General features: G+C 53.6%; 31 protein-coding genes and 1 other annotated feature. Of the genes, 16 read left to right on the forward strand and 15 right to left on the reverse strand.

Annotated features, from left to right (window positions below; genetic code table 11):
- The first annotated feature begins 81 nt into the window (after window positions 1-81).
- The gene (locus tag RT52_RS08740; protein WP_034816765.1) at window positions 82-903 is read left to right on the forward strand and encodes a Cof-type HAD-IIB family hydrolase; all 822 of its coding nucleotides are present in this window, start codon (window positions 82-84) and stop codon (window positions 901-903) included.
- A gap of 35 nt (window positions 904-938) precedes the next feature.
- Complete coding sequence (locus tag RT52_RS08745) at window positions 939-1,931, forward strand: alpha/beta hydrolase (RefSeq protein ID WP_034816767.1); 993 nt, start codon at window positions 939-941, stop codon at window positions 1,929-1,931.
- A 67-nt stretch (window positions 1,932-1,998) separates the two neighbouring features.
- Here RT52_RS08745 and RT52_RS08750 read toward each other — a convergent pair whose 3' ends face one another.
- The 4 genes from RT52_RS08750 to RT52_RS08765 form a co-directional block, all read right to left on the reverse strand.
- Window positions 1,999-3,564, reverse strand: a complete 1,566-nt coding sequence (locus RT52_RS08750; RefSeq protein ID WP_051690316.1) for an aromatic amino acid hydroxylase — start codon at window positions 3,562-3,564, stop codon at window positions 1,999-2,001.
- Window positions 3,565-3,617: 53 nt separating this feature from the next.
- Window positions 3,618-3,815: a binding site (T-box leader), on the reverse strand.
- A 121-nt stretch (window positions 3,816-3,936) separates the two neighbouring features.
- Window positions 3,937-4,614, reverse strand: coding sequence for a uracil-DNA glycosylase (locus RT52_RS08755; RefSeq protein ID WP_034816769.1), 678 nt, complete (start codon window positions 4,612-4,614; stop codon window positions 3,937-3,939).
- 82 nt (window positions 4,615-4,696) lie between these two features.
- Window positions 4,697-5,332, reverse strand: coding sequence for an FMN-dependent NADH-azoreductase (locus RT52_RS08760; protein ID WP_034816771.1), 636 nt, complete (start codon window positions 5,330-5,332; stop codon window positions 4,697-4,699).
- Window positions 5,333-5,457: 125 nt separating this feature from the next.
- On the reverse strand, window positions 5,458-5,889 hold the full coding sequence (locus RT52_RS08765; protein WP_034816773.1) for a MarR family winged helix-turn-helix transcriptional regulator: 432 nt from the start codon (window positions 5,887-5,889) through the stop codon (window positions 5,458-5,460).
- 159 nt (window positions 5,890-6,048) lie between these two features.
- Between RT52_RS08765 and RT52_RS08770 the strand changes: the two genes are divergently transcribed.
- The 3 genes from RT52_RS08770 to RT52_RS08780 all read left to right on the forward strand — a co-directional run bounded on the left by RT52_RS08770 (window position 6,049) and on the right by RT52_RS08780 (window position 7,985).
- Window positions 6,049-6,423, forward strand: coding sequence for a hypothetical protein (locus RT52_RS08770; RefSeq protein WP_034808627.1), 375 nt, complete (start codon window positions 6,049-6,051; stop codon window positions 6,421-6,423).
- 90 nt (window positions 6,424-6,513) lie between these two features.
- Window positions 6,514-7,401: a diacylglycerol/lipid kinase family protein gene (locus RT52_RS08775; RefSeq protein ID WP_034808629.1), complete on the forward strand. Its 888-nt coding sequence runs from the start codon at window positions 6,514-6,516 to the stop codon at window positions 7,399-7,401.
- A gap of 59 nt (window positions 7,402-7,460) precedes the next feature.
- A complete protein-coding gene (locus RT52_RS08780; protein WP_034816774.1) occupies window positions 7,461-7,985 on the forward strand; it encodes a GNAT family N-acetyltransferase in 525 nt (174 codons plus the stop codon).
- 33 nt (window positions 7,986-8,018) lie between these two features.
- Here the strand turns inward: RT52_RS08780 and cbpA are convergent, their stop codons facing one another.
- Window positions 8,019-8,654 carry a cyclic di-AMP binding protein CbpA gene (cbpA, locus tag RT52_RS08785; RefSeq protein WP_034805156.1) on the reverse strand — a complete coding sequence of 212 codons (636 nt, stop codon included), beginning with the start codon at window positions 8,652-8,654 and terminating at the stop codon, window positions 8,019-8,021.
- 187 nt (window positions 8,655-8,841) lie between these two features.
- Between cbpA and pdxK the strand changes: the two genes are divergently transcribed.
- The 3 genes from pdxK to bshB2 are packed head-to-tail and all read left to right on the forward strand — an operon-like array spanning window position 8,842 to window position 10,743.
- Window positions 8,842-9,666, forward strand: a complete 825-nt coding sequence (gene pdxK, locus RT52_RS08790; RefSeq protein WP_034816775.1) for a pyridoxine/pyridoxal/pyridoxamine kinase — start codon at window positions 8,842-8,844, stop codon at window positions 9,664-9,666.
- A gap of 55 nt (window positions 9,667-9,721) precedes the next feature.
- Window positions 9,722-10,093 (forward strand): YojF family protein, encoded by a 372-nt coding sequence (locus tag RT52_RS08795; protein ID WP_034816776.1) that lies wholly within the window; start codon window positions 9,722-9,724, stop codon window positions 10,091-10,093.
- Entirely contained in the window at window positions 10,090-10,743 is a 654-nt protein-coding gene (gene bshB2 / locus RT52_RS08800) for a bacillithiol biosynthesis deacetylase BshB2 (RefSeq protein ID WP_034816777.1), read from the forward strand. The genes RT52_RS08795 and bshB2 overlap by 4 nt, the downstream gene beginning before the upstream one ends.
- Before the next feature lie 164 nt (window positions 10,744-10,907).
- Here bshB2 and RT52_RS08805 read toward each other — a convergent pair whose 3' ends face one another.
- The 5 genes from RT52_RS08805 to nhaC all read right to left on the reverse strand — a co-directional run bounded on the left by RT52_RS08805 (window position 10,908) and on the right by nhaC (window position 15,929).
- Entirely contained in the window at window positions 10,908-11,738 is an 831-nt protein-coding gene (locus tag RT52_RS08805; protein ID WP_034816778.1) for an undecaprenyl-diphosphate phosphatase, read from the reverse strand.
- Between the two features lie 136 nt (window positions 11,739-11,874).
- Window positions 11,875-12,987, reverse strand: a complete 1,113-nt coding sequence (locus RT52_RS16015) for an MFS transporter (RefSeq protein WP_051690317.1) — start codon at window positions 12,985-12,987, stop codon at window positions 11,875-11,877.
- Between the two features lie 133 nt (window positions 12,988-13,120).
- Window positions 13,121-13,633 carry a type 1 glutamine amidotransferase domain-containing protein gene (locus RT52_RS08815; protein ID WP_034816779.1) on the reverse strand — a complete coding sequence of 171 codons (513 nt, stop codon included), beginning with the start codon at window positions 13,631-13,633 and terminating at the stop codon, window positions 13,121-13,123.
- A 70-nt stretch (window positions 13,634-13,703) separates the two neighbouring features.
- Window positions 13,704-14,294: a DNA-3-methyladenine glycosylase gene (locus tag RT52_RS08820; protein WP_034816780.1), complete on the reverse strand. Its 591-nt coding sequence runs from the start codon at window positions 14,292-14,294 to the stop codon at window positions 13,704-13,706.
- 258 nt (window positions 14,295-14,552) lie between these two features.
- Window positions 14,553-15,929 carry a Na+/H+ antiporter NhaC gene (gene nhaC / locus RT52_RS08825; RefSeq protein ID WP_034816781.1) on the reverse strand — a complete coding sequence of 459 codons (1,377 nt, stop codon included), beginning with the start codon at window positions 15,927-15,929 and terminating at the stop codon, window positions 14,553-14,555.
- A 211-nt stretch (window positions 15,930-16,140) separates the two neighbouring features.
- Between nhaC and queC the strand changes: the two genes are divergently transcribed.
- The 4 genes from queC to queF are packed head-to-tail and all read left to right on the forward strand — an operon-like array spanning window position 16,141 to window position 18,432.
- Complete coding sequence (queC, locus tag RT52_RS08830) at window positions 16,141-16,785, forward strand: 7-cyano-7-deazaguanine synthase QueC (protein WP_034805173.1); 645 nt, start codon at window positions 16,141-16,143, stop codon at window positions 16,783-16,785.
- A complete protein-coding gene (queD, locus tag RT52_RS08835; RefSeq protein ID WP_029333810.1) occupies window positions 16,782-17,237 on the forward strand; it encodes a 6-carboxytetrahydropterin synthase QueD in 456 nt (151 codons plus the stop codon). Before queC ends, queD begins: the two co-directional genes overlap by 4 nt.
- Window positions 17,237-17,932, forward strand: coding sequence for a 7-carboxy-7-deazaguanine synthase QueE (gene queE, locus RT52_RS08840; RefSeq protein ID WP_200871097.1), 696 nt, complete (start codon window positions 17,237-17,239; stop codon window positions 17,930-17,932). The genes queD and queE overlap by 1 nt, the downstream gene beginning before the upstream one ends.
- Window positions 17,933-17,943: 11 nt before the next feature.
- On the forward strand, window positions 17,944-18,432 hold the full coding sequence (gene queF, locus RT52_RS08845; RefSeq protein WP_029333812.1) for a preQ(1) synthase: 489 nt from the start codon (window positions 17,944-17,946) through the stop codon (window positions 18,430-18,432).
- Between the two features lie 26 nt (window positions 18,433-18,458).
- On the opposite strand, the gene RT52_RS08850 is transcribed toward queF, so the two are convergent.
- Complete coding sequence (locus RT52_RS08850; RefSeq protein ID WP_051690318.1) at window positions 18,459-19,115, reverse strand: TVP38/TMEM64 family protein; 657 nt, start codon at window positions 19,113-19,115, stop codon at window positions 18,459-18,461.
- Between the two features lie 116 nt (window positions 19,116-19,231).
- Between RT52_RS08850 and RT52_RS08855 the strand changes: the two genes are divergently transcribed.
- Window positions 19,232-19,741, forward strand: coding sequence for a hypothetical protein (locus RT52_RS08855; protein WP_034816783.1), 510 nt, complete (start codon window positions 19,232-19,234; stop codon window positions 19,739-19,741).
- A 188-nt stretch (window positions 19,742-19,929) separates the two neighbouring features.
- Here RT52_RS08855 and RT52_RS08860 read toward each other — a convergent pair whose 3' ends face one another.
- From RT52_RS08860 to RT52_RS08870, 3 genes are all read right to left on the reverse strand, one after another.
- On the reverse strand, window positions 19,930-20,427 hold the full coding sequence (locus RT52_RS08860; protein ID WP_034816784.1) for a hypothetical protein: 498 nt from the start codon (window positions 20,425-20,427) through the stop codon (window positions 19,930-19,932).
- A gap of 89 nt (window positions 20,428-20,516) precedes the next feature.
- Window positions 20,517-20,975 carry a GNAT family N-acetyltransferase gene (locus tag RT52_RS08865; protein WP_051690319.1) on the reverse strand — a complete coding sequence of 153 codons (459 nt, stop codon included), beginning with the start codon at window positions 20,973-20,975 and terminating at the stop codon, window positions 20,517-20,519.
- A 56-nt stretch (window positions 20,976-21,031) separates the two neighbouring features.
- Window positions 21,032-21,796, reverse strand: a complete 765-nt coding sequence (locus RT52_RS08870; RefSeq protein ID WP_034816786.1) for a TrmH family RNA methyltransferase — start codon at window positions 21,794-21,796, stop codon at window positions 21,032-21,034.
- Between the two features lie 220 nt (window positions 21,797-22,016).
- Here RT52_RS08870 and RT52_RS08875 point away from each other — a divergent pair, with 220 nt between their 5' ends.
- From RT52_RS08875 to RT52_RS08885, 3 genes are all read left to right on the forward strand, one after another.
- Complete coding sequence (locus tag RT52_RS08875) at window positions 22,017-23,645, forward strand: PTS transporter subunit IIBC (RefSeq protein WP_034805186.1); 1,629 nt, start codon at window positions 22,017-22,019, stop codon at window positions 23,643-23,645.
- 52 nt (window positions 23,646-23,697) lie between these two features.
- Window positions 23,698-24,489 (forward strand): endonuclease/exonuclease/phosphatase family protein, encoded by a 792-nt coding sequence (locus tag RT52_RS08880; protein ID WP_034805189.1) that lies wholly within the window; start codon window positions 23,698-23,700, stop codon window positions 24,487-24,489.
- A gap of 114 nt (window positions 24,490-24,603) precedes the next feature.
- Complete coding sequence (locus RT52_RS08885; protein ID WP_034805191.1) at window positions 24,604-25,785, forward strand: MFS transporter; 1,182 nt, start codon at window positions 24,604-24,606, stop codon at window positions 25,783-25,785.
- A gap of 30 nt (window positions 25,786-25,815) precedes the next feature.
- On the opposite strand, the gene RT52_RS08890 is transcribed toward RT52_RS08885, so the two are convergent.
- Window positions 25,816-26,520 (reverse strand): alpha/beta hydrolase, encoded by a 705-nt coding sequence (locus RT52_RS08890; protein WP_034816788.1) that lies wholly within the window; start codon window positions 26,518-26,520, stop codon window positions 25,816-25,818.
- Window positions 26,521-26,554: the final 34 nt, after the last annotated feature.

Raw genomic sequence — 26,554 nt, forward strand, 5'->3', positions numbered from 1 at the left:
GTTTTTGCGACAAGGTTGTCAATTGACCTCAAATCGTATTAGGATGGAGTCATTAGATTCCGAAGGAGGACTCATCCCGATATGAGTTATAAAATGATTGTGTTAGATATGGACGATACGTTGCTCACGAGTGACCATACGATTTCCCCGAAAACGAAAGCCGCGCTCCTCGACGCCCAAGAGCGTGGACATAAAGTCGTCCTCGCGAGCGGCCGTCCGACATACGCGATGTGGGATGCCGCCCGTGAGCTCGAGCTCGCGAAATACGGCAGCTTCATCTTGTCGTTTAACGGTGCGTCCATCATCAACTGTGCGACGAACGAAGAAATCTTCTCGAGCACGCTCACACCTGAAACGGTCGCATACCTCCATGATATCAGTGTACGCGAGGAAATCGCGATTCATACGTACATCGGTAACGAAATCGTAACCGATCAACCAAACCCGTACACCGACATCGAAGGAGATTTGACGGGAATGCCCGTCATCCATGTCGACGATTTCAAACAGACAGTGACGACACCGGTCGTCAAATGTCTCATGCTCGCGGACGGGGATACGCTCGCACCGATCGAGACGAAGCTCCAAATCGAACTCGAAGGTGAACTCGCCGTCGCCCGTTCGAAGCCGTTCTTCCTCGAATTCACGGAAGCCGGTGTCACAAAAGGAACGAGCCTTGCCTTCTTGTCCGAGCATGTCGGCATCGAGCAAAGCCATGTCATCGCCTGCGGTGACGGGAATAACGACTTGACGATGATTGAATGGGCCGGTCTTGGCGTCGCCATGGGCAACGCCAATGCAACGGTCAAAGGCAAAGCCGATTTCATCACGAAATCAAACGACGAAGACGGCATCGCTCACGTCATCGAGACGTTCATGAGCAGTGTCCTCGTCGATCAGTAAATCGTGAAGCAACGCTTCATAAAGGAGGAAGTATGATGAATAAAGGATTGAAACGAGCAGGACTCGGACTAGTCGGGACGGCCGTCGCCGGAGCCGCGTACGTATTCTTGTCCCCGAAACCGACGTCCCGCCTCGTCAAAACCTCATTTTCCGGTGGCAACGAAGTCGCAATGAAAGGATTTGACGAAGTCGTTCAAAAGACGTCGGTCCGAAAAGATATCGACTATCATTCGTCTTACGAGAACGGGACGTTTGATTTGATTCGTTATGAAGGCGACAAGCAAGTCCCGACCATCTTTTGGGTGCACGGCGGTTCGTTCGTCGGCGGTGACAAGGCCGACGTCTTCAAATATGCGACGTCCATCGCGAGTAACGGCTACAACGTCGTCAGCATCAACTATGCGCTCGCGCCGGACGTAACGTATCCCGTGCCGCTCCAACAAATCGAGGAAGCGTACGCCTATATCGTCGAGAACAACGACCGCTTCCGGCTCGACCTCGACCGCGTCTTTTTCGCCGGCGATTCAAACGGCGCGCAACTCGTCGCTCAGTTCGTCGGTATTCAATTGAACGACGGCTACGCCCCATCAGCCGAAGTGAAGCAAGTCGTACCGAAACAATCGATTCTCGGGACGATTTTGATGTCTGGCCCGTACGACTTGAAGCGGACGATGCTCGAGTCGTCAAAAGCGGTCAACCGCTTCCTGTTCAAACGGATCGGGTGGGCGTACTTCGGGACGTATAACTGGGAGAACCTCCCCGTCGTTACGGAAGCGTCCCCGCTCGTCAACATTCCAGCGACGTTCGTCCCGACGTTTATCACGGACGGCAACACGGGCTCGTTCGAGGCGCAGGCAAAAGAGTTCGCCACCATCCTCGCCGGTCGCACCGATGTGACGAGCGTGTTCTATGACGAAGGAGAACTTGGTCACGCGTATCACTTCGAGATGGACAAACCGGCCGCGAGTTCGACGTATCGCCGCCTCATCACGTTCTTGCGCGATACGACAACGTCAGTCAATCCGTGACCATCGTCGTTCCGCAAAAATGACCGCCTACTCTTGCGAGTGGGCGGTCATTTTTTTCTCGTCTTGTTCAAATGTGTAGCAAATCAAACGCCCGGCCAATCAGTTCGTTCCGTGAAGCGGATGTCGCACGTAACTGTTGGAGCCGTTCAATGAGCGCCTGCTTTAGCGTCTCGGATTCGACGAGTTCGAGACACTCGATTTGAAGCAACCAGGCGTCCGCGTGGTCTTCGAGGATCGTCGGGACGATCTCATCGATAGATGCTCCTTGTTCGCGCAAGTTACGGACACGGTTGAACATCGGATCGTCGTTCGTCCAAACGCGCGCATCTCGTTCGACGATGACCGGTTTTTCGATGAGGACGAGCTCCTCGACGTCGGTCCCCGGAAAGACCGACGGAATCGAATCTTGGCGAATTTCAAGTGTCGCCAGTTCGATTCGGCGCCCTTCCAGCTCAATGACGACATTTTCTAAACGCAACTCGTCTGCCGTCTCGTTGACGACCTGTCCATCGAGTCGAATCGCTGCCGTCGCCAACACGTCTTGAATCGGCCCGTCGAGAATGAGCAAACCGTGGTTCTCGAGGTTCGTTAATTGTCCGTTGTCTACTTTCACACAATCGTTCCATTGGATGAGGACGTGCCCATCGTGCTTCGTCATGTGGCGGACCACGCCGACTCGGTCCGTCCCGTCTTCGAGGCGGACGGTCGCCTGACTGCCCGAGGCGAGCGCCTTCTCGATTGAGGCGATGCCGCCCTGATGAACGGCCATTCGGCGCTCGAGCTCGTCAAGCGCATCGGTCAAAGCGTCAAAGTCCCGGATGACGAACAGCTCACGTTGCATATTCGTCACGTCTTGTTTCGTCTCGAGGGCGTGTTCGAGGTCGAACGGATGCTTCGTGACGGTGTCTGTCAAACAGTGACGACTCTCGCCTACTGAAGACAAGAGGCCTGCCCCGTAGATAAGCGGGTTGTCAACGTCACCGATTAAGCCGAACTCGACCGTCCACCAAAAGATGCGCGCGACTTGTTGCGCTTCAGAGAATCCGGTCACTTGCGCTTTCGCCGCATGGACCGCCGCCTCTGCCGCTGCAATCTCTTCATCCGTCGAGTTGGCGTTCTCCTTCACGACAGTCAACCGTTTCAAAGCCGCGAACGAGGCATGCTCTTCCCGGTTCATGAACGCCTTGGCACCAAGTTGACCGAACCGTTTAACGATATTTGAAAAATCGGGGTCCATCAGCATCGGGGCATGGCCAGCCGCTTCATGAATGATGTCCGGCGCCGGGCTGTATAAGATGTTTTCGACTTTTCGGATATCGGTCGCGACCGGAAGCATCCCGTTCCCTTGGAAGTCGAAGAAGGCGACACCAGGGATGAGTCCATCGACGGCGACCGTCGACCATCCGGCCGAACGCATCTCTTCGGTCATCGCCTCGACGTTTGGCAACCGTTCCGGCCCCATCCCGGTCTTCTTCAATCCCTCGATGTAAAACGGGTGGGCTTTCCCTTCGAGCGTATGCAAGTTGAGCCGTAAGACGAACCGCCAAACAGCGTGATCGGTCGGCGTGTACTCATCGTAGAATTGTGGAGAGATATGTGGCGCCAAGTGGCGTGGGATCAGTTGTGTCAACATGTTGGTTCCTCCTTTTGTGTATGAAACGTCAAAAAGTCCCTATCGAATCACTCGATAGGGACGACGGTTGCCGCGGTACCACCCTGATTACTAGACAGACGTCTAGTCACTTCATTCCGGTAACGGGGGACCGCTCAATCGTTGAGAGCTCGCAAACTGTAATTCGATTCATCTTTTGGGCGTGTTCGCAGCACCACACGCTCTCTGGGCCAGGGAAGATGTCTCTACTTCGGTTTGGTCATCACTTTTACTGTTATACAGTTATGCTTTTATGCACATTCGCTTTTAAGCACTAAAGCATCTTGTTGGTAGTAACGATACCAGACCTTTTTTCTGACGTCAACCAAAAAAACAGTCCGCATGCGCGAACTGTCATAAACACCAATCGATTTCTTCGACGCCCCATTCACTGAGCTTCGCATTCACTTGCGAGAATGGCTTTGAACCAAAGAAGCCGCGGTGGGCCGAGAGCGGGCTCGGATGGACCGATGTCAAAATTAAGTGCTGCTCACCGATGAGCGTCTGTTTTTTCTTGGCATCGTTACCCCAAAGAATAAAAACGATTGGTTGCTCTCGATTGCCAAGCTCTCGGATGATCGTGTCGGTGAACGTTTCCCATCCTTGACCCCGGTGTGAACCGGCTTTGCCCGCCTCGACTGTGAGCGCCGTATTGAGGAGCAATACGCCCTGGCGCGCCCACTTCTCAAGGTTCCCACTCTTCGGTGGTGTACAACCGATGTCATCGGCCAGCTCTTGGAAGATGTTTCGAAGCGATGGTGGGAAACGAACGCCGTCCTGTACCGAAAAGCTGAGGCCGTGCGCCTGATTCGGGCCATGATACGGATCTTGTCCGAGAATGACGCACTTGACGTCCTTGAACTTCGTGTAGACGAACGCGTTCCAAATGTCTTGGCGCGCCGGATAGACCGTCGTCGTGTTATACGCCTCGTCGACGAACGTCTTCAACGCTTGAAAATATGTCTCCTCCATCTCGGATTCAATCAAATGTGACCAGTCCCCGAGCAGGCGGTCTGATAATTGTTCTCCCATAGGTGTCCTCCCCTTTCCGTTCTATCATACCCAAATGTAGCGCAAGCAAAAAGGCGAGCCCGCATGGACTCGCCTTCAATCATTATACGGTTACCGCACCAGCAACTTCTTTCGCGAGTGTCTCGGCTTTCGCTTTCGCGTCAGCGACGATTTCTTCAATCTTGTCTGGGAATTGGTTCATTCCTTCAACCGCAAGCGTCGTCACGTCTGTCACGCCAACGAACGCGAGCGCTTGACGAAGGTATGCGTCAGCGAAGTTAAGGTCAGTGCCCGTGTAGACGCCGCCTGTCCCTTGAATGTGGATCGCTTGTTTGTTCTCGAGAAGACCGACCGGGCCTTGCTCTGTGTAACGGAACGTCTTACCAGCCGAAAGAACGCTGTCGAGGAACATTTTCATGCGGGCCGGGAAGAAGAAGTTCCACATTGGTGTCGCGAAGACGTAAACGTCCGCTTCCATGAACTTCTCGAGCATGCCGTTCATCGTCGCGACTTTCTTCGCTTCTACGTCCGTGAGCGCTTCGCCTGAAGCGAATTTTCCCCATGCGCTGAGGACGTCGCCGTCGATTTCTTGAACGTCTACGTCGTAAAGTTCGATCGCCTCGATGTCGAGCGATGCGTTCTCTTCTTTGAGTGTCGTCATGAACGTCTCAGCGACTTGCTTGCTATATGACAATTCCGTCGGTTTCGGGTTAGCAGATACGTAAAGTACTTTTTTCATAATGGCTTCCTCCATCTATTCAAATCTCTATTTTTTATAACAACAGTTAGAACTATACCAGCTGTATATCTCATCGTCAATTATTTTGATTTCAAGATAAAAGTGCATAAAAAACACAGCAGGCTTCATTTGCCTGCCGCGTTATAGCCGACGCGCTTCAACAATTCGATGAGCGTCTCGGTCTCCGACTCACTGAGCGGACCGTAAATGTCTTTGAAAATCTCGATATGCTCGGGGTAGACAACATCCATCAAGTGCTTGCCTGTCTCTGTCAACGAAGCGTATGTCACACGCCGGTCAGACGGGCAGGCGACGCGCTCGATGAGCCCTCGTTTCTCGAGCTTGTCAATTACATACGTGACGCTTCCGCTCGTAATCAAAATTTGATCACCAATTTGTTGTAACGGAGTGTCTCCTCGTTTATACAGGACCGACAGCACACCGAACTCTGTTGAATTCAATTGGTGGCGTCTCAAATCATCTTTCACACGGTCACTGATTGCGTCCATCGTCCGTGCCAAGACGACCCACGCCTTTAACTCAAGGGATTCAATCATGTCGGTTTCACCTCAATTCGTTCTTCGTTTATCTTTAGTATAGCAGGACATGAGCAGTATACGGGCAGGAAAACGCTTCGTCAAGAAACTTCTTCATTGTCCCCTTCTGACGAAACGTTTAGAATGGAGGTATTGTGATTTTTAGAAAGGGTGGACGGTATGCGTGAGTATTACGAGATTTCATTGACGATCAAACAAGATTACTTGGGTTCGGTCATCGAGTTGTTGAATCGGGAAGGCATCGCCCCGGATTATGCGCTTCGAAAAGAAGGTGCGGTCTTTTTGCTGTTCAATCACTTGCCTTGGTCGAACGTCACACGTGAACCGCATGCGGTCGAGCGCTTCTTGCTCACGCTCCCGCGCACGGACTACTTGTTCGTCAAAACGAAACGTAAATCGCCCGTCCCTGACCATGAGCCGGTCGCCTGCATGGGGGCGTTCGATTCTCCGTTTCATGAGCATTTGAAGATTGAGCTCGCCGTCGATGAGTCGGATGCGAGCCATCTCGATATGTCGGCGTTTCGCCACTACTGAGCAACGGGAAACCGTTGCTTTTTTTATGACTAGCTTTTCCGACAGACGGGAATATAGCACAGTATCTAAACGTAAAAGGGGAATGTCTGAATGGAACCTGTCATGTTAATCGTCAATCCGTCATCTGGAAAAGAGTTAGGAAAAGAACATGCGCCGCATGCCGAGGCAGTGCTGAAAGAGCGATACGGCAACGTCGACGTCCGCTTCACAGAAAAAGCGGATGACGCCACCCACTTCGCACGTGAAGCGGCACAACGCGGTTATCGCGCCGTCATCGCCATGGGCGGGGACGGGACGCTAAACGAGACGGTCACTGGACTCGCCGAAGCCCCGCACCGGCCGGACTTCGGGATTATCCCGCTCGGTACGGTGAACGATTTGGCTCGCGCCCTCGGTGTACCGAGCGATCCGGAAGACGCGATCGAGGCGCTCAAGACGGCTGAACCGACCCCGATGGATATCGGAAAATACGAGAACGGTTATTTCATGAACGTCATCGCCATCGGTCTCATCGCCGAAGCGGTCGATGAGGTGAGTGTCGAGGAGAAGACGAAATGGGGACCGTTCGCCTACCTTATCGAAGGCGTGAAGGCGTTCCGCGAGCACAGCCCGTATTCCCTTTCCGTTCAAGCGGACGAGAAGACGTTTGACGGGGACGCGTACCTTGTCGTCGTCGCCCTCACGAACTCGGTCGGCGGGTTTGAGAACTTTGAGCCCGACGCCGAGGTGAATGACGGCTTGTTGCACGTCTATTTGTTCGAAAGCCTCGGCTTCAAAGATGCGCTCCAACTTGCCCCGGCCCTGTTCACGGGCAAGTTGAAAGAGACGGACAGCGTCACCTCGTTCAAGACGAAACGAGTCCATGTCGACTCGCCTGAGTCGCTCCCGGTCAACGCGGACGGCGACACGGGTGGAACACTCCCGCTCACGTTCGAAGTGTTACCAAGTCATCTAAACGTCTTAAAACCGTTGACGTGATGACAGGAGTTTACCGTTCTATCTAGAAGCAAATGGGGTACGAGAAAGGAGTGGATGGGATGACAATCTCGCTCGTTCCTTTGAAAGAATCGTCACAGGACATCGTCAAGACGTTCAACCGCTGGAACAACGATCCCGAAATCGTTCATTTGATTCGACCGGCCCGCTCGGAAGAAGAACTCACCGTCGAGCACAACTTGACGGTCGAGTCGTTAGCAGAACGACTCCAGACACACGATATCTTTTTGATTTACGCGGACGACCGCCTCGTCGGTGAAGTGAACGTGATGTATGACGCCGCCCACCTTTACAGCCAAGAGCCTGGAAGCGCCTGGCTCGGACTCGTCATCGGCGAAATGGTCGGCCGTGGCAAAGGCGTAGGGACATATGCGCTCACCCTCTTAGAAGCACGGCTCAGGTCCCAAGGCACCCCGCGCATCGAGCTCGGTGTATTTGCGTTCAATGAAGCGGCCCGGCACCTCTATGAAAAGCTCGGCTACGTCGAGATTGCCCGAATCAAAGGATTCACGTATTGGAACGGAACGTTTCACGACGACATCCGAATGGAAAAACGACTGACATGAACAAGACCTCCTTCGCGTGAAGGAGGTCTTGTCTCAGTTGTTTAAATTCTCGACTTCGACGACACGGAACCCTTTTTGTTCGAGTTTCGCGACAATCTTATCTTTCGTCGGCTCCTCGACGTCCGGTGGTAACGTGATCAACACGCGGCGAAGCACTTTGCTCTTCGCGTCGAGTGTCATCAAGCTCGCAATGGACGAGTACTTGCTGACGATTTTCGTAATCTTCTCAAGCGCTCCGGCTTGTTCGCTGAGTGCGATCGTGACGACGTAACTCCCCGTATCACGGCTCCACGCTTCTTCGAGCATCCCGAGCATCTTCCCGTGCGGCAAGATGCCGTAAAACTCGTTGCTCTCGTCTTTCAACACCGCGATGTACGGCAGTTCTTTGATGGAGAAGAACACCTTGAAGAACCCGTCCGACTCGTGGACATATTTTTGCGTATTTTTGATGAGCGTCAAGACATTATCGTCTAGGCTCCCCTCGTTCATGCCGTGACGATAAATGTGCATTTTATAAATGTTACCGCGGAAAAACGTTCCCGTCTCATCCAGGACAGGTACGCAGCGATACCCCGTTTTCTCGAGCGTGTCGAGCGCTTCCCGTAATGTCGCCGTTTCACTGATGGTGACGACATCTTTTTTCGGAATGCATAAGCTGTGCACTAACATGCGATTTTCCTCCTACCCAATTGAAAGTGGTCTACACCCTATTCATTACTATTCCCCAAATATGATTGAAATCCTCCTCTCGTTTTTTGGAAAGTTGGTCCGTCACTTTCTAAACATGGGATTTGTCGTAACGTCAAAAAGTCGTTATAGTGAAACTATCCAAACAGACAAAGGGGATTGAACGACTATGACGATGAAAAAAGCTTTAACGATCGCCGGTTCGGACACGAGCGGCGGTGCAGGGATTCAAGCGGATTTGAAGACGATGGAAGAGCTCGGTGTGTACGGTATGACGGCGCTCACGGTCATCGTGGCCCAAGACCCGCATAACGCCTGGCACCACGAGGTGTTCCCAATCGACACGACGTTGATTGAGAAGCAAATCGACACCGTCCTCGCCGGAATCGGGGTCGATGCGGTCAAGACAGGCATGTTGCCGACGCCTGAGATTATCGAACTCGCGTCACGTAAAATCAAAGAGTACGGCATCGAAAACGCCGTCGTCGACCCGGTCATGGCATGTAAAGGTGCCGATGAAATCTTGAACCCGGACGTCGCCATCGCTATGCGCGAGCATCTCGTCCCGGTCGCCAAAATCATCACACCGAACTTGTTTGAGGCACGCATGCTCGCTGGTCTCGACAAGACACCTTCGACGATGGAAGAAATCAAAGAAGCGGCTCGTTTGATTCATGAGCTCGGCGCTGAGATCGTCATCGTCAAAGTCGGTGGCAAGCTCGGTTTCGATACGGCGTTCGATGTGCTCTATGACGGCAATGAATACCGTCTCCTCGAGAGCGAGAAAATCGAACCCGCCTTCACGCACGGCGGCGGTTGCACATTCTCGTCTGCCATCGCGGCGTCACTCGCAAACGGCCATTCGGTCGACGAGGCCATCGAAATCGGCAAAGCGTTCATCACAGAGGCGGTCCGTCATTCATTCCGACTCAATCAGTACGTCGGACCGACGAACCACACGGGCTACCGTAAAAAACTAGCAACACAATCCTGAACGGGTGACCCGGGGCGCATGCTTCGGGTCATCGTTTCCATTGGAGGAGAGAAGTGTGAACACGATTCAACCTGAGGTGATTCAAGCTTATTTAAACAAACACGTGACGACTCCGCTCTACGCGCACGTCGAGACGACGAACGGCGCTTACGCCACTCATAACGACCCTGATTTCCATAACGCCGGCATGTTCATCCGAAATGTCGTCATCGAATATAGCATCGGACAAATCAAAGGCCATGGACCTTACCGCGTCGGATTAAAGCTCGACCACGGCTGGCTCTATGTAGAAGGTCTGACCGACTTCGAGTTGCATGGGGATCAACTACTGCTCGCCGGACACGACCGCCTCGGCCGTCTCGCCTGCGCGCTGCATCTCGACCCGAAACCGCTCCCACAAGGAGCCACGGAGGTGGAAGACCAATGACCGGACCGTTACTCGTCATTTTCCCGCATCCCGACGACGAAGCGTTCAGCTCCGCCGGGACGATTATCCAACATCAAAAGCAAGGATTTCCTGTCACGTACGTCTGCTTGACGCTCGGTGAGATGGGACGAAACATGGGCTCCCCGATTTTCACGACGCGTGAAGAGCTTCCAAAAATCCGCAAACACGAACTTGAGGAGGCCTGTGCCGTCATGGGCATCTCGGACCTTCAAATGTGGGGACTCCGGGACAAGACTGTCGAATTCGAGGACGAGGCCGAGCTCGCCGCCCGGTTCCGCGCCTTGATTGATAACGTGAAGCCGGCACGGGTCATCTCGTTTTATCCGGGATATGCCGTCCATCCGGACCACGAGGCAACGGCACGCGCCGTCGTGTGTGCCCTCCAAGAGATGGACGCGTCCGTGCGACCTGAATTTTTAGGCGTCGCGTTCGACCATCGTACCGAAGCCGATCTCGGAAAGCCACACGTCATCATCGAGGTCGGCGATGAGAGCGCGGCGAAGCGAGAAGCACTCTTCGCCCACCGCTCGCAGACAGAAGGTCTCCTGCGTGCCATCGATCACGCAGAAAACGCCCACGTCATGGAGTTACTCCAACGTGAGCGCTTTTATCACTATCCGTTCTCATGATTCATATGCGAGACGCGTCACGTACAGCAATGTACCGACCGTCCCAAGACCAATCAACGTTCCTAATACGACAACGATATGTTCCATGTTCTCACCTCTACTTGGTTTTACGAACTGTCTGAACAATAGGTTTCAACGACGCGTGCAGCTTGCACGCGTTTTTTTTAGAAATACAAGAAATAAATGACAGCCGCCAACACGATCCGATAAATCGCGAACGGTGTCAGTTTCACTTTATTGATTAACTTCAAGAAAAATTGAATCGACAACAGCGCGAACAAGAAAGCGCTGACGAAGCCGACAAGGAATACCGGTAACGTCTCCATCGTGAAGTAGTTCCACTTGCTGTAAAGCGATAGCGCACTCGCCCCGAACATGATCGGCACGGCCATGATGAACGTGAAATCCGCTGCTGCGCGGTGACTCATCCCGAGGAGGACACCACCTGAAATCGTCGAGCCCGACCGTGAAAAACCTGGCCAAAGTGAAAAGCATTGAATCAATCCGACACCGAGCGCTTGTTTGTACGAAATTTCATCGAGCGTCGCCGTCGTCTGACGCTTCACGCCCGACAAATCAGCCGCAATCATGAAGAACGCCCCGATGACGAGCCCGATCAATACCGTCTTGACCGAAAAGAGATGCGTATCGATATAGTCTTCAAACAGTAGGCCGAGCACCGCTGCCGGCAACAGGCCAATCAAGATATGTAGCAGATTCAACTTGTCGGTCTGACCGCGTCGGAACGAGACCAGCTCCTTCGGATTCAATAACTGTTTAAACCGATTCCGAAACACGACGATGACCGCTAAAATCGAGCCAAGTTGAATCACAATCTTGAACGTGTTCGCGACTTCCTGTCCTAAAAATGCGCTCGAATTGAGCCACAGGTCATCGACGACAATCATATGTCCCGTAGACGACACCGGTGCGAACTCGGTCAACCCTTCGACGACACCTAACAAAAAACCGATGAACAACTCATACCATGACATAATGTTTCTCCTGCTTCTGTATTGGGTCTAATCATACATCGGGATGAGTCGTCCCGCCCTCGGTCTTAAGACGTAAAAAAGAGGGCGTTACGCCCCCTTTCCCCTTGTTTTAAAAAAACAAGCGGTTCAATGTGCTTCATCGATTTACATTTTTTTTTGCGTGGTAGAGACACACGACAGCACCGATCATCAGAAATGCGCTAAATAAAGTACGTTCAGCTCCCACGACAAACAATAGACCGAGTGCAATGATGCTTCCATGCAACAAGACCGAAACCGACGATTCGGTCGTCGCACGGATGGCAGAAGGGACGCGGTGATGTAGCACCCCTAAATAAATTGGCTCAATCACGCCTGCGAAGCATGCCATTATGGTCATCCATATGAGACCGAATGGGCTTGGAACACTGCCGAGTAGGAGAAAGCCAATCCCGATTCCCCACCCGATGATACGATGCCAACGCTCGGCCGAGGCGACTCGTAGTAGATGCGGGGCGAGCAGTTGTCCCGGGATTTGGATGAGCAACAAGCCAGTCGAGATGGCCCCGAACCAATAGATTGGGACGCGAACGTCTCGTGCATACAGTTGCCAAAACTCTTCGACAAAGTTGAACGCACCGAGGACGAGGACAAACGATACGGTCAACGTGAGAAGCAATCGGTCGCTCCATAGAAAATAGAAACCGGCCCGTAGCTGACGCCATGTCATCACCTCGTCGTGTGTGGTCCGAGTCGGTTCAACGAGCAACAAACTACAGCTCGTGGCAAAGAAAAGGCTACCAATCGACACGATATAATTCAACTCAAACGAGAACATTGCCGCAAGTAGACTTCCGCTAAAGGCTGCCACGACAGCAGCAACTAGTCCGATTGCGTTTAAGCGGCCAACCCATCGTTCGAACGTGGATTCCATTCCGCCTTGTTCGAGTGTTTCATACAAAAGTGCATGTTCCGTCCCACTCCGACAGACCGCACCGACCGCGGACAAACTGATGGCAATCGCGAAACCAAGAAATGAAAACGACCATAGCAACACGACAAACGAGCACCATTCCAGTGCGATTCCGAGTTGAAGCAGACGACGACGTTCCATATGATCGGCTAACACACCGGCCGGAACTTCAAGCAACACCACGATGATGGCGTAAAGGATCTCGATATAGACGACTTCTTGAATCGTAATGCCACGAGATTCCCAAAACAGCCGTTCAATCGTATAGGCCGGAATCAACGCTTCAAACCAACGCATCCCACTGAGTAACCCGATATTTCGACGAACTTAACTAGGTGATCGTGCTCTTCGCTTCATATCTCATCTCCTCCTTAGTTCTCTATTCCCGATTTCACGAAAAAAGCCACGGAACGTGTCCGTGGCTGAGCGATTATTTTAACAGATTGAGCATCTCGCGATTGAACGCCGGGATGTCATCCGGTTGACGGCTCGTGACGAGCTGTTCTTGGCAAACGACGACTTCCTTGTCGGCGTACTTCGCACCGGCGTACTCCATGTCGACTTTAATCGACTTGTAGCCCGTTGCGTCGCGTCCTTCTAATGTTTTCGCCGTAATCAACAACTGTGGTCCGTGACAAATCGCGAACACCGGTTTTTTCGCATCCATGAACGCTTTCGCGAATTGGACGAAACGGTCGTCTTCACGAAGCAAGTCTGGCGAGAAGCCGCCCGGTAAGAGCAGGGCATCGAAATCCTCTGGCGAGACGTCATCGATCGCTTTATCGATCGTCACTTTTGCTTCGCCTTGCTTCCCTTCAATCGTGTTCCCTGCCGATTTTTCAATCGTGACGACTTCGTGGCCCGCTTCCACCAATGCGTCGCGTGGCTCTGTAAACTCTACGTCCTCAAACATATCTGTAATTAGCGTTGCTACTTTTGCCATGTTGAAACACTCCCTCAATTTGTTTTTTCACACATAGGGAGTGTTCCACTCGACCTTCTCCGTTAAACCTTCAGCGATACTTTGAGACGTACGGGTTCGTCCGTTCGAAGAATCGGTACGGGTAGTCTCGCGCCTCCCCGGTGTTCGGGATACCGACGCGAGGCCCGGCCTCGACATCCGTCACGGCTTCCCCTTCGACAATGAAGAGCGGCTCGTGTTGAAGCGAATGTCCGTATAAGTCCATCGTGATACCGAGCGCTTTCGTCAACTTACCCGGCCCGTTCGTCTGGTCGACCGGCTTCAAACCGGGACGGTGCTGGTCAATCAACGCCTGACCTTGTATCGGTTCGACCGCGCGAATCAAGACGGCCTCCGGTGTCCCGACCGGTCCGCTGACGACGTTCAAGAGCGTATGCGTGTGCATCTGATACGTGTAGACGTGACCCGGCAGGCCGAACATCACCTCGGTTCGATTCGTCCGTCTGCCGCCAAAGCTATGCGCCGCCCGATCGATAGCACCGAGATACGCCTCGGTCTCGACAATCTTGGCGATGATTTCGCCTGTCGGATGCTGATGGACGAGATAGTGCCCGAGTAGCGAACGGGCGAGTTCGAGTGTCGGTTGTTCGTAAAAGTCTTTAGGCAGTCGTTTCATCCTCATCCCTCCTCACTTTAGTTTCTCAAATGACGACGGGGCGCACAAAGAAGATGCCCGTTTCACAATCCGGTCGCGATGCGCAGGTTTTTCATGAGCAAGCGAGAAACTGTATTGTAGTAGAAGGTGAGGCGAACGCGCTCCTCGAACAGTTCGGAGATACGTTGTGGGAACTTGAGAGCTCTTATAAGCCGATTACCTAAACGACACGATGAAACGTAAAACGATCCAGGACCTCGATTGGTCCTGGATCGTTTTGTGTACTTACGATGCGAGCTTCATCGCATCACGTTGCTTTCCCAACTTCACGTAGCCGAGAATGACCGAGAAAATCGGGCTGAGCCAGAGGAAGAACGCGAACGGTGCGTATTCGAGCACCGGTACGCCGAGTGTCGCGGCGAAGAACGCACCCGACACGCCCCATGGAATGAGCGGGTTGATGACCGTCCCGCCGTCTTCGAGCGCACGCGACAAGTAACGCGGATCGATGCCACGGTCGACGAACCCTTGTTTGAACGCTTGCCCTGGGAGCAAGATCGACAAGTACTGTTCGCCGGCGAGCAAGTTGACGCCAATCGAGCTCAAGACGACCGACAACACCGAGCTACCCGGTGACTTCAAGCGTCGGAGCAACGCATCGACGATTGCTTGGAACACACCGAGTTCTCGGAGCAAGCCACCGAACGCGAGCGCGATCAAGACAAGGCTGACCGACCAGAGCATCGACTCGAGACCGCCGCGGTCGAGCACGGCCGCAATCGTTTCGTTTTCAACACCTGACTGGAAACCGCCTTGCATGACACCGAACCAGTTCGAGATGTTCCAGTTACCTTGTACGAATCCAGCCGTCAACACACCTGCAAACATCCCGACGAGCATCGTCGGCAACACCGGCATGCGGCGGAACGCGAGCACGGCGACGAGAATCGGCGCGAGCAGCGTCAACCAAGACAAGTTGAACCGTCCGGCAAGTGCCGCCTGCGCTTCCGCGATTTGGGCCGTGTCCGCGGCTTGACCGCTCCGACCGAGAATCGTGAACAAGACGAGTGTAATTAAAAAGGCTGGCACCGTCGTCCCCATCATGAAGCGGATGTGGTCGAACAGTTTGACACCAGCGACAGCCGGCGCAAAGTTCGTCGTATCCGACAGCGGGCTCATCTTGTCTCCAAAGAGTGCACCCGAGACGATGGCCCCGGCGGCGAGCGCCGGTGAGATGCCAAGCGCCATCCCGATTCCGAACAAGGCGACCCCGACGGTACCGACCGTCGTGAACGCGCTCCCTGTGAACGTCGAGACGATCATCGTGATGAGCAAGACGCTCGGTAAGAACCATTGTGCTGAAATTGTATCTAAACCGATGGAGAGGATCGTCGCCACCGTGCCGGACATCTGCCATACGCCAATCAGCATCCCAATCAATAATAAGATCATAACCGGCATGATCGCTTCGCGAATCCCGTTGATCATCGCCGTCTCGATTGTCTTGAAGTCACGCGTGCGATAGTACGCGTACACCCCTACTAGTACCATTGTGCCAAAGATCGCCATATGTGGCGTCGCTTTGGCCAAAAACATCAGTGCGAGCAAGGAAATCCCGCTCAACAGCACGACGAATACAGCCTCTTTTCCTTTCATCTGCATCGACGTCCCCTCCTTTCAGTTCCATCTTTTTATTTTGCCTAACCGCTTAAACGCTTTTATGCACGAAAGCATGTCAGTGATGTTCTTTACTATACCTGCTTCTCTTTACCCTGTCAAACAACTTTTTATGGTAAAGTAAACGCTCGAGGGTGACCTCCGGAGTTCGTAACCTCCTCCGACATCAAAACTAGCGAAAAAGGAAGTGTGCATCATGCAACACGAAAAAGCATTGGTCGTCTTCAGTGGCGGTCAAGATTCAACCACTTGCCTATTTTGGGCAAAACAACAATTCTCTCACGTGGAAGCTGTGACGTTCGCCTATGGGCAACGCCACGACGCGGAAATCGAGGTCGCAAAAGAGATCGCGGCCGAACTCGATGTGCCGCACCACATCCTCGACTTGTCCTTACTCGGGCAACTCACATCGAACGCGCTCACGCGACACGATCTCGACATCGATAATGCGGACGTCCCAAATACGTTCGTCGATGGACGCAATCATCTCTTCTTGTCGTTTGCAGCCGTCATGGCGAAACAGCTCGGTATGCACCACATCGTGACCGGTGTGTGCGAAACTGACTTTTCAGGCTATCCGGACTGCCGCGACCAATTCATCAAATCACTCAACGTGACACTCAACTTAGCGATGGACTATCCGTTCGTCATCGATACGCCACTCATGTGGCTCGATAAGAAACAGACGTGGGAACTTGCCGACCGTCTCGGTGCGTTCGACTACGTCAAAGAGCGGACGCTCACGTGCTACAACGGCATCCTTGGCTCAGGCTGCGGCGAGTGCCCAGCGTGTGTGCTTCGTCAAAACGGCCTTGACGCGTACGAGGGGGTGCGTGTATGAAGAACGCCCCGTTCCTCGCCCCGACGAGCGTCGAAGCCAAACAAGACGGCTCGCTCATCTACTGTAAACACCGCGTCCAAATCGTCAAAGAAGTGACGTTTGACGCCGCCCACCACTTGTTCGATTACGACGGCAAGTGCCGTGCGCTCCATGGCCATACTTATAAACTGCAAATGGGCATCAGCGGCTTTTTAGACAACCGCGGGATGACGCTCGACTTCGGTGACTTGAAAGCCATCTTCAAAGAAGAGCTCGAACCGTATCTCGACCATCGCTATTTGAACGAATCGTTGCCATATATGAACACGACGGCCGAAAACATGTGCTATTGGATTTTCGAGCAGCTCGCCAAACACTTGCCTGACGAGCGCGACGTCCGTGTCGAGTTCGTCAAACTGTACGAGACGCCGACGTCATACGCCGAGTTCCGCCGCGAATGGTTGGTGGACTGATGAAAATCCCGGTCCTCGAAGTATTCGGCCCGACGTTCCAAGGGGAAGGCCGCGCCATCGGACAGAAGACGATGTTCGTCCGGACCGCCGGTTGCGATTATCGCTGTTCGTGGTGTGACTCCGCCTTCACATGGGACGGCTCGGAAAAACCAGACATGCTGTCGGCCGACGCCATCATCGAACGACTTGACGCACTCGGTATGTACGACTACGTCACCATCTCTGGCGGCAACCCGCTCCTCATCGCCGGCATGAAAGACTTGGTCGAGAAGTTGAAGGCACGTGGCGTCAAGCTCGCCGTCGAGACGCAAGGGAGCCGCTATCAAGACTGGCTCACGCAAATCGACGACGTGACACTCAGCCCAAAACCGCCCTCGTCCGGCATGTCGACCGATTGGGAGAAACTCGACGCCATCGTCGAGCGACTCCGTCCGGAACAGACGACGTTCAAAGTCGCCGTGTTCGATGAAGTCGATCTCGCCTACGCAAAACAAGTCCAGACGCGCTATACGCCGGACGTCATGTACTTGTCGGCCGGCAACCCAGAGCCTGGTGCGGACGGTGACATCACCGACGCCCAGCTCCGTCGCCTGAAACAATTATGGGAAGACGTCGCGCGCGACCCGTCGTGGCAAAGCGTCCGTGTCTTGCCGCAGCTACACACATTACTGTACGCCAACGAACGTGGCGTCTAAGGAGAATGAATATGAGACCAGAAGACTTACAAGACTTGTCGCTCCTCGGACAGAAGAGCGTCCCATACATTTTTGAATACGCACCGGACGTCCTCGAGGCGTTCCCGAACCGTCACCCGGAGAACGATTACTTCGTGAAGTTCAACGCCCCGGAGTTCACGTCGCTCTGCCCGATCACGAACCAACCGGACTTCGCGACGATTTACATCTCGTACATCCCGGACGAGAAGCTCGTCGAGTCGAAATCGCTCAAACTCTATTTGTTCAGCTTCCGTAACCACGGAGACTTCCACGAGAACTGCATCAACGTCATCGGGAAGGACCTCGTCAAGTTAATGGAGCCGCGCTACCTCGAAGTGTGGGGCAAGTTCACACCACGCGGCGGCATCTCGATCGACCCGTACTACAACTATGGGAAGCCGGGCACGAAATACGAGAAAATGGCGGAACATCGCCTCTTCAACCACGACCTCTATCCAGAGACGGTCGATAACCGCTAAACGAAAAGTAGGTGCCCACGGGGCGCCTACTTTTTTTGGTAGCGATGGATTTTTCGTTTAATCGGCTCGCGAAACACGGTCGCGACGAGCGTCAAGACGGCGAAGACGATTAACGCGAGGACAATCATCTTGAAGTCCCCGGTCGCAATGCTGCTGCCGAGAAAGTTGTTCGCGAACGCGCCCGGGATCATGCCGACGACGGTCGCGAGGACGAACGCTGGCAGCTTCACTTTCGCAAGGCCCGAGACGTAGCTCACCAAGTCGAAGTTGACGAGCGGGATGAGCCGTAAGATGAGGACGTAGAAGAAACCGTCCTCCTCGATTTTTTGTTGTAGTTTTTTATAATCGGTCGATTCAAAGTGGTTCAAGAAGCGTTCCCCGAACCGGGTCGCCACGTAAAAGGCGACGAGCGCACTGAGCGTCGCCCCGATAATCGTGTATAACATACCCGGCAACGTCCCGAACGCGAGCCCCCCTGCAATCGACAGGACGGACGCGGGGAAGAGGATGAGCGGACGGAACGTATAGAGGAGGATGAATACGACCGGTGCCATCCAGCCGAACGCTACGATATAGTCCCTAATCACGCCCGGGTTCAAGTCAATCCATTGATAAAGGAGCGTCGCCGTCCCAAAGATGAGCAACACGATGGCGATGACCCACTGCGTCTTCCACTTTTTCACCGAAACGACCTCCTCTCTTTCTTCCATCATATCGTCTCGCCCCAAAAAAGTAACGTCTTCCTTTTTTCGGCAATCCCGTTATGGTACGGTAAGAAAAAGCAGAAGGAGGACTCCCTATGTACTTGGCAGATGCCATCAAACTGAAGAGCCTGCTCCATAAGCAGATTGATAAGCTGTTAGAAGAAGTCGAGCGCGTCGCGTTCATCGAGCTCGAAAAAGATGAACCGCTCCCGACGATCCAGTCGCGTTCGCTTGAAGACATCGAAGTCGAACTCGAGTCGATTCGGCGTGATATGCGCCGTCTCGACCGCCTCGTCTATGAAGCGAACTTGAAGACGGTGATTGAGACGCACGACGGCCCGCTCCCGCTCGTCGAGGCGATTGAGTTCGCCATCCAATTGCGTGCTCAGGCCCGCATGTATCAAGAACTATCCGAGCGACCGAAGCGCGAGTTTCAATACGGTTTTGGTGAAGGGACGGCTGTCATCAAGCATGCGCTCTATGACCCGGAGCTATATCGCTTGAAGGCGATTGACGTCGAGAAACGGGCGAATCGCATCTCGAACGCCATCAACGCGGCCAACTATCGGACGGAGATCGACTTTGACCCGAGTCGATACATGTGACCTTGGCCCGGTGAGACTCCGGGTCAAGGATTGGCGCCAAACTTTCTCCAATGCGACTGGATGCGAACACGGCCATGGACCAACCAATCACCGATGACCGATGACACGTTCACCTGTCACTCGTTCCTAACCAGACACCATTCAAGTGCGCCGAAAACGCGCCGGGGAACACTCCCTGGCGCGTTTTTTCACGTGTGGTGATGATGGTCGTTGTGATGGTGATGGTGGTGCGAACTCGAACTACGTCGCGGTGCCGGCTCGTCGGCAAACTTTTCCCCGTCCAAGATGCCGAGCCGCTTGTATTGGCGGTCGACCCGCTCCTTCGTCTCGTCGTGCACGTGCGGTGACTCCATGACCAATTGATAGCTACCGAGCGCGACCCGGAACGGTTCCATCTGCGTCCGTTCGACCGGGAACGAAGTCACGTCACGCAAATAGTCAGCAAGCCGGTTCGCCGCTTCCTCACTCGGATTGTCAGCCAAGTCGGAAGCGAACTGTTGCATGTCTTTCAAGAGACCGTTCGTCTTCACTTGCTTACCGACACCTGTAACAACGGCGAACACAATCAGTGCGATGAACCCAATCATAAAAATCGGAAAGATACTGAACATTCCCGTGAACAACGAATCCCCCATCCCCGTCGAATCAATGTATACTTCTTCCCCGAACGCGAATGTATTGAACATGTCCTCTCCCCCTTTTCTATCTATACGGACGATGTTGTCTTTCGTTTCATCTTCCACCAAAAAAACCGCGGGATGCACCCGCGGCTGACTCAGTCATGTAATTGTTTCTCCATCATGATGCGCGGCGCCCCGTCTTCTGTGTACGCCCCCATGATGTCGTAGCCACATAACAGGTTCAAGATGATGACACCTTTGTTCGTGTTGCGTGCTTTCGTCCGAATCGAATGGAAGCCTTGCGCTTTCACCCATTCGAGTTGCGTATCCATCAACTTGCGGCCGATCCCATGTTTTTGGAACTCCGGATGCACGCCACCGGCCCAGCTGTAATACCGGTACGGCTCCGCCTCATATCCAATCTTGAATCCGACGAGCCGCTCTTCTGAGAAAGCGAGCAATACGAGCGGATTGGCATGTCGATACAGTCTCTCCTTAAAGCGCAGTTGATCGATGTCGCCGTACAGGCTGCGGTACAGATTAAAGAACTCCTCTTCAAATTCGTTAAAGTGCGTCGTGACATCTTTCACGATAAATGAACTGGTCGTACTCATCGTTCCATCCCCTTTCAACGTGTGAACAGTGCTCGTACGTCTGTACACTTCGCCGTTTACTCGGATTTTCCTGTTTCGCGTTCAAATGCGGATAGACCTTTTTGTTTATACACGCCGAGCGAACGCTTCGGCAAGCTCTTGACCATCCAATTCTTCAAGATGCGCTGTTTGTCTTCTACCTTCAATCCATAGCCTTCCGTCACGACATGGCGCGCCCGTGTCGTCACGTCGTATAACGAGATCGCCGCGGCGACCGAGATGTTCAAACTTTGGACGTACCCTTGCATCGGAATCATGTAATTGCCGTCCGCTTTGGCGAGCGCTTGATCCGATACACCGTGATGCTCATTCCCGAACAAGAGCACGGTCGGTTTCGATACGTCGATGTCTTCAAGCGGGACCGCTTCCTCGCTCAGTGCCGTCGCGAGCACTTGATAGCCATCCGCCTTCAATCGATCAATTGCATCTTCAATAGAAGGATGTTCGACCACGTCGACCCAACGATCTGCGCTCTTCGCGATAATCGAGTTCGGTTTAAACTTGGCCCGACCTTCGACGACGTGAAGCGTCTGCACACCGAACGCATCCGCTGAGCGAAGCACCGCCGACTGGTTGTGCGGGTCATCGACCCCTTCCGTCAAAATCGTGATATGGTTCGTCCGTAACGCCAATACCTCCTGCATCCGTTTGACACGGTCAGGCATCAACATACTATACAGTAGTCGATCCTCTTCTAATAGAAGTCCCGACTGCAATAACTCCTCAAGCAATGCCGCTTGCTCTTCTTTTGATAATGCCGATGTCGTCTGTCTCCAACCCATGATTCTCGCCCCTTTCAACCTCTAGTATTGTAGCGGGATTCGATTGTGCTGACAAGTTAACGTCGCATCCCGCTGTTTCAGTCATTTTATGAAAATAAATGAAAATTAGGAAACCGGTTGCACAAACTTATGCAATCGATTACAATCATTTATGCAAGCGATTGCATTGACAGTCGCCATAGACAGATAAAAAGTTCCGTACAGGAAGGAAGCGTATTATATGAAACAACTTATCTCGTTCGATTTTTGGCAGAAGCTCGGGAAGGCCTTAATGGTCGTCATCGCCGTCATGCCTGCTGCAGGTCTTATGATTTCAATCGGTAAACTCATCGGCATGTCAGCCGGCGACGTCGGGATTTTACTGACGACGGCTCGCATCATCGAAGACCTTGGTTGGGGCATCATCGTCAACCTACATATCTTGTTCGCAGTCGCCATCGGTGGCTCATGGGCAAAAGATAAAGCAGGCGGCGCTTTCGCAGCCCTGATCGCTTTCATCTTAATCAACCGCGTCACCGGCGCGATCTTCAACGTCAACGGTGCCATGCTCCAAGATTCAGAAGCGACCGTGAAGTCGCTCTTCGGTGCCGATCTCGTCGTCGCCGACTACTTCACCTCTGTCCTCGGTTCGCCAGCCCTCAACATGGGCGTGTTCGTCGGGATTATCGCCGGTTTCCTCGGTGGTGCTCTCTACAATAAGTTCTACAACTTCAACAAATTGCCGAACGCCCTCTCGTTCTTCAACGGGAAGCGTTTCGTCCCATTCGTCGTCATCCTCGGTTCAGTCGTCGCGGCCATCGCGCTCTCGATTGTCTGGCCGACGATTCAAGGGGCACTCAACAGCTTCGGTGAGTGGATCGCCACGTCACGCAACACGGCGCCTGTCCTTGCACCGTTCATCTACGGGGCACTCGAGCGTTTGCTCTTGCCGTTTGGTCTCCACCACATGCTCACCGTCCCGATGAACTATACGGAGCTCGGTGGCACGTATACGATTTTGACAGGTGCGACAGCTGGTTCGGTCGTCGCCGGACAAGACCCGCTCTGGTTGGCATGGGTGACGGACCTCGTCAACCTCCGTGCTGCTGGTGATACGGCTGCCTACAACGCGCTCCTCGCGGACGTCGTCCCTGCCCGTTTCAAAGTCGGACAAGTGCTCTTGTCGTTCGCAGCGCTCATCGGTGCCGCTTACGCCATGTACCGTAACGTCGATGCGGACAAGAAAGCACAATACAAACCAATGTTCTTATCTGCTGGTCTCGCGGTCTTCTTGACAGGAGTCACAGAACCGATCGAGTTCATGTTCATGTTTGTCGCACCAGTCCTTTATGTCGTCTACGCACTCATGGCAGGTGCCGCCTTCGCCTTGGCGGACATCATCGACCTTCGTGTTCACGCATTCGGTGCGATCGAGTTGCTCACACGCATCCCGATGATTGTCAAAGCGGGTCTCCTTCAAGACTTGATTAACTTCTTCCTCGTCGCCATCGCGTTCTTCTTCATCAACTTCGGTGTGTTCAATTTCTTCATCAAGAAGATGAACTTGCCGACGCCTGGACGTAACGGAAACTACATGGAAGAAACGACCGAGAAATCGACTGTGACAGGCAACGAGCAGGTCATGGGGATTATCGCCCTTCTCGGTGGGGAAGAAAATATTGAAGATGTCGATGCGTGCATGACACGTCTACGCGTCACGGTTAAAGATATGTCGCTCGTCTCGGAAGAGAGCGAATGGAAAAAGAACGGCGCCATGGGTCTCATCTTGAAAGACCGCGGTGTCCAAGCAATCTACGGCCCGAAAGCCGACGTATTGAAGTCAGACATTCAAGACGTCATCGGAGCATAATCAACAGGCCAGCTCGCTCGAGTTGGCCTGTTTTTTCTAAAGGAGGACTATCGTGAATATTTTGACGCTCAACTGCCACGCCTGGTTAGAGGACCGCCAACAAGAAAAAATCGACTTCATCGTCGAACGGATCGCGAGCGAGGATTATGACATCATCGCGCTCCAAGAAGTGAATCAACACAAAGAGGCCCCGATCGTCGAGGGGTTGATCCGGGAGAACAACTTCGCCTACGTGCTCGTCGAACGATTGAAGGAGCTCGGGGTCACGTATCACATGACGTGGGACTTCGCCCATTACGGCTATGACGTCTACGAAGAAGGTGTAGCCATTTTGTCGCGTACCCCGTTTTTATCGACCGAGTCGTTCTTCGTCTCGAAGACGACGGACCCGAACAACTACAAGTCCCGAAAGATCGTCAAGGCGATCGTCGACGGCGTCGATGCGCCGACGGCCGTTTACTCGTGCCATCTCGGTTGGTGGCATGACGAGGAAGAACCGGTCCGCCATCAGCTTGATGAGTTGCTGCGCCGTGCCGAAGAGGATGATCGTGCCCTTCTCCTCGGTGACTTCAACAACGACGCCTTTCTCCGCGGGGAAGGGTATGATTACTTGATCGATCACGGTCTCCAAGACTTGTTTCATTTGGCGACCGAACGTGAAGGCGATGCGACCGTCCAAGGCAAAATCGCCGGCTGGGACGAGAACAAGAAAGCGCTCCGAATCGATTTGATGCTGACGAACGCACCGATTCACGTGTCACGCCACGCCGTCGTCTTTGACGGTGAGAACGGACCGATCGTCTCCGACCACGCTGGCGTCGAAGCGACCGCCTTTTGGCGCTAAGGAATCCTTTTCTTTCACGATTGTGAGAGAAAAGGGTTTTTCTTTCGTCGTAAATTCGGTATGGTTGGAGACGACTGAAGTCTAACAACTTTGAACGAAAGAAGTGATTTTATTTTGACGACTACCCCATCGCTCAGCCGTACCGACTGGACGCTCATCTTATCGCTCGCCCTGCTGACATTCGTGCTCGGGACGAGCGAGTTCGTCATTGTCGGCATCTTGCCTGACATCGCCGACGGGCTCTCCATCTCAATCGCGACGGCCGGAACACTCGTATCCGCCTTCGCCATCACGTTCGCCATCGGGACCCCGCTCACGATGTCATTCACGAGCCATTTGCCGAAACGTAAGCTCATGCTCACGCTGACCGCTCTCTTTATCCTATTTAACTTATTCAGTAGCCTCGCGCCGACGTATGGCATCTTGCTCGTCCTTCGCATGTTGACCGCCGTCGTGACCGGGGTTCTCATCTCGCTCGCCATGCTCGTCGCAAGTGAATCGGTACCGACGGGAAAACGTGGCATCGCCATCTCGTTCATCTTCGGCGGGTTCACGATGGCGAACGTGTTCGGGGTCCCACTTGGTACGTTCATCGGGCAACGAAGCGGCTGGGAAACGACGTTCATCTTGACGACCGTCTTAGGTGTCGTCGCATTTCTCGCTGTGTACCGCGTCGTCCCGAGTCAGTTGACGAGTGTGCGGACGTCGATTGCCGACCAGTTGCGCCTGTTGACGAACCCACGTATTTTAATCGCCTTCTTCATCCCGGCGTTCGGTTTCGGCGCGACGTACGTCGTCTACACGTATCTCGTCCCGATTTTAAAAGGTGTGCTCGGTGTGCCGGTCGCTTGGGTCAGTCCGATTCTTTTGGCGTACGGATTCATCTCGATTTTCAGCAACATGGCGGCCGGGAAAATCGCGAGTCACAATCCGATCGGCCGACTGCGTTTCGTCTTTCTCATCCAGGCGTTCGTCTTGGCCGCCTTGTACGTGACGACGTCGAACGTGACGCTCGGCCTCCTCAATATCGCGCTCATGTCGTTCATGGCGATCTTGCTCACGACGTCGACGCAACTGTATTTAATCGACTTGGCCGAGAAGTTCAATCCGGACGCCAAAGGGCTCGCCTCATCGCTCATGCCTGTCGCGAGCAACGTCGGGATTGGCTTCGGGTCTGCGCTCGGTGGACTCGTCTACGCGAACACACCCGTCATGACGCTCGCCCTCGTCGGAGGCGCCGTCGCGCTCTTGACGGCTTTACTCACCACGGTCAGCTATACGCTCGACCGACGCTAAAACAGCGTGCCCACCTCGGGCACGCTGTTTTCATAACCAATTTAAAATCTGTTCAATCGTCTCGTCGAGCTGCTCTTTCGCACTGAGCGGACTGTCGTTATCGCCGTCTTGCGGTCCGTACATGCCGAAGTTGGCATGGTTGCCGTCTACAATCTCATAAAAGACGGCATCGTCCGGGACGTTTTCTCGGCTCGCCTCGATGTCAGTTTGCGTCGCGAGCCCATCGACTTCTCCAGAGATGGACAAGACACGTAGCTCGCTCTCCACCATCGAGCTGATCGGGTATGAAGCGAGGAAGATGACCCCTTCGACTCGGCTCTCGTTCTCGAGCGCAAAACCGGACGCGGCCGAACCGCCGAGCGAGTGTCCGCCGACGATCCAACGTTGGATGCCTGGATGAGCGGCGATAATCGTCTCCGCCGCATCGATATCTGCGATGCCGAGATTCAAGCGCAGCGACGGGATGGCGACAAAGACTCCTTCTTCCGCGAGTCTTGAGCCGTAGTAGGCGTATGCTTCTTTCTCGACTTTCGCACCCGGATAGAGGATGATTCCAACCTCGCTATCCGGATCACCAAATTCGAGACGATTGTCCACTTCCGTCGCCTCGGCCGCGTAACCGAGCGCTTCATCCGTCGGCCCATACGTCAGTTGCGTCCACACGAGGAAGCCGATGACGGCGACCAAAATGAGGCCAACTAGACCAAGGCCGATCCACTTCAACTTTTTCTTCATTATAAGACCTCCATTTGCATCCGTTTCAAGGTCA

It is taken from the genome of Exiguobacterium alkaliphilum 12/1 (genome assembly GCF_000714435.1).
Classification (GTDB): domain Bacteria; phylum Bacillota; class Bacilli; order Exiguobacteriales; family Exiguobacteriaceae; genus Exiguobacterium; species Exiguobacterium alkaliphilum.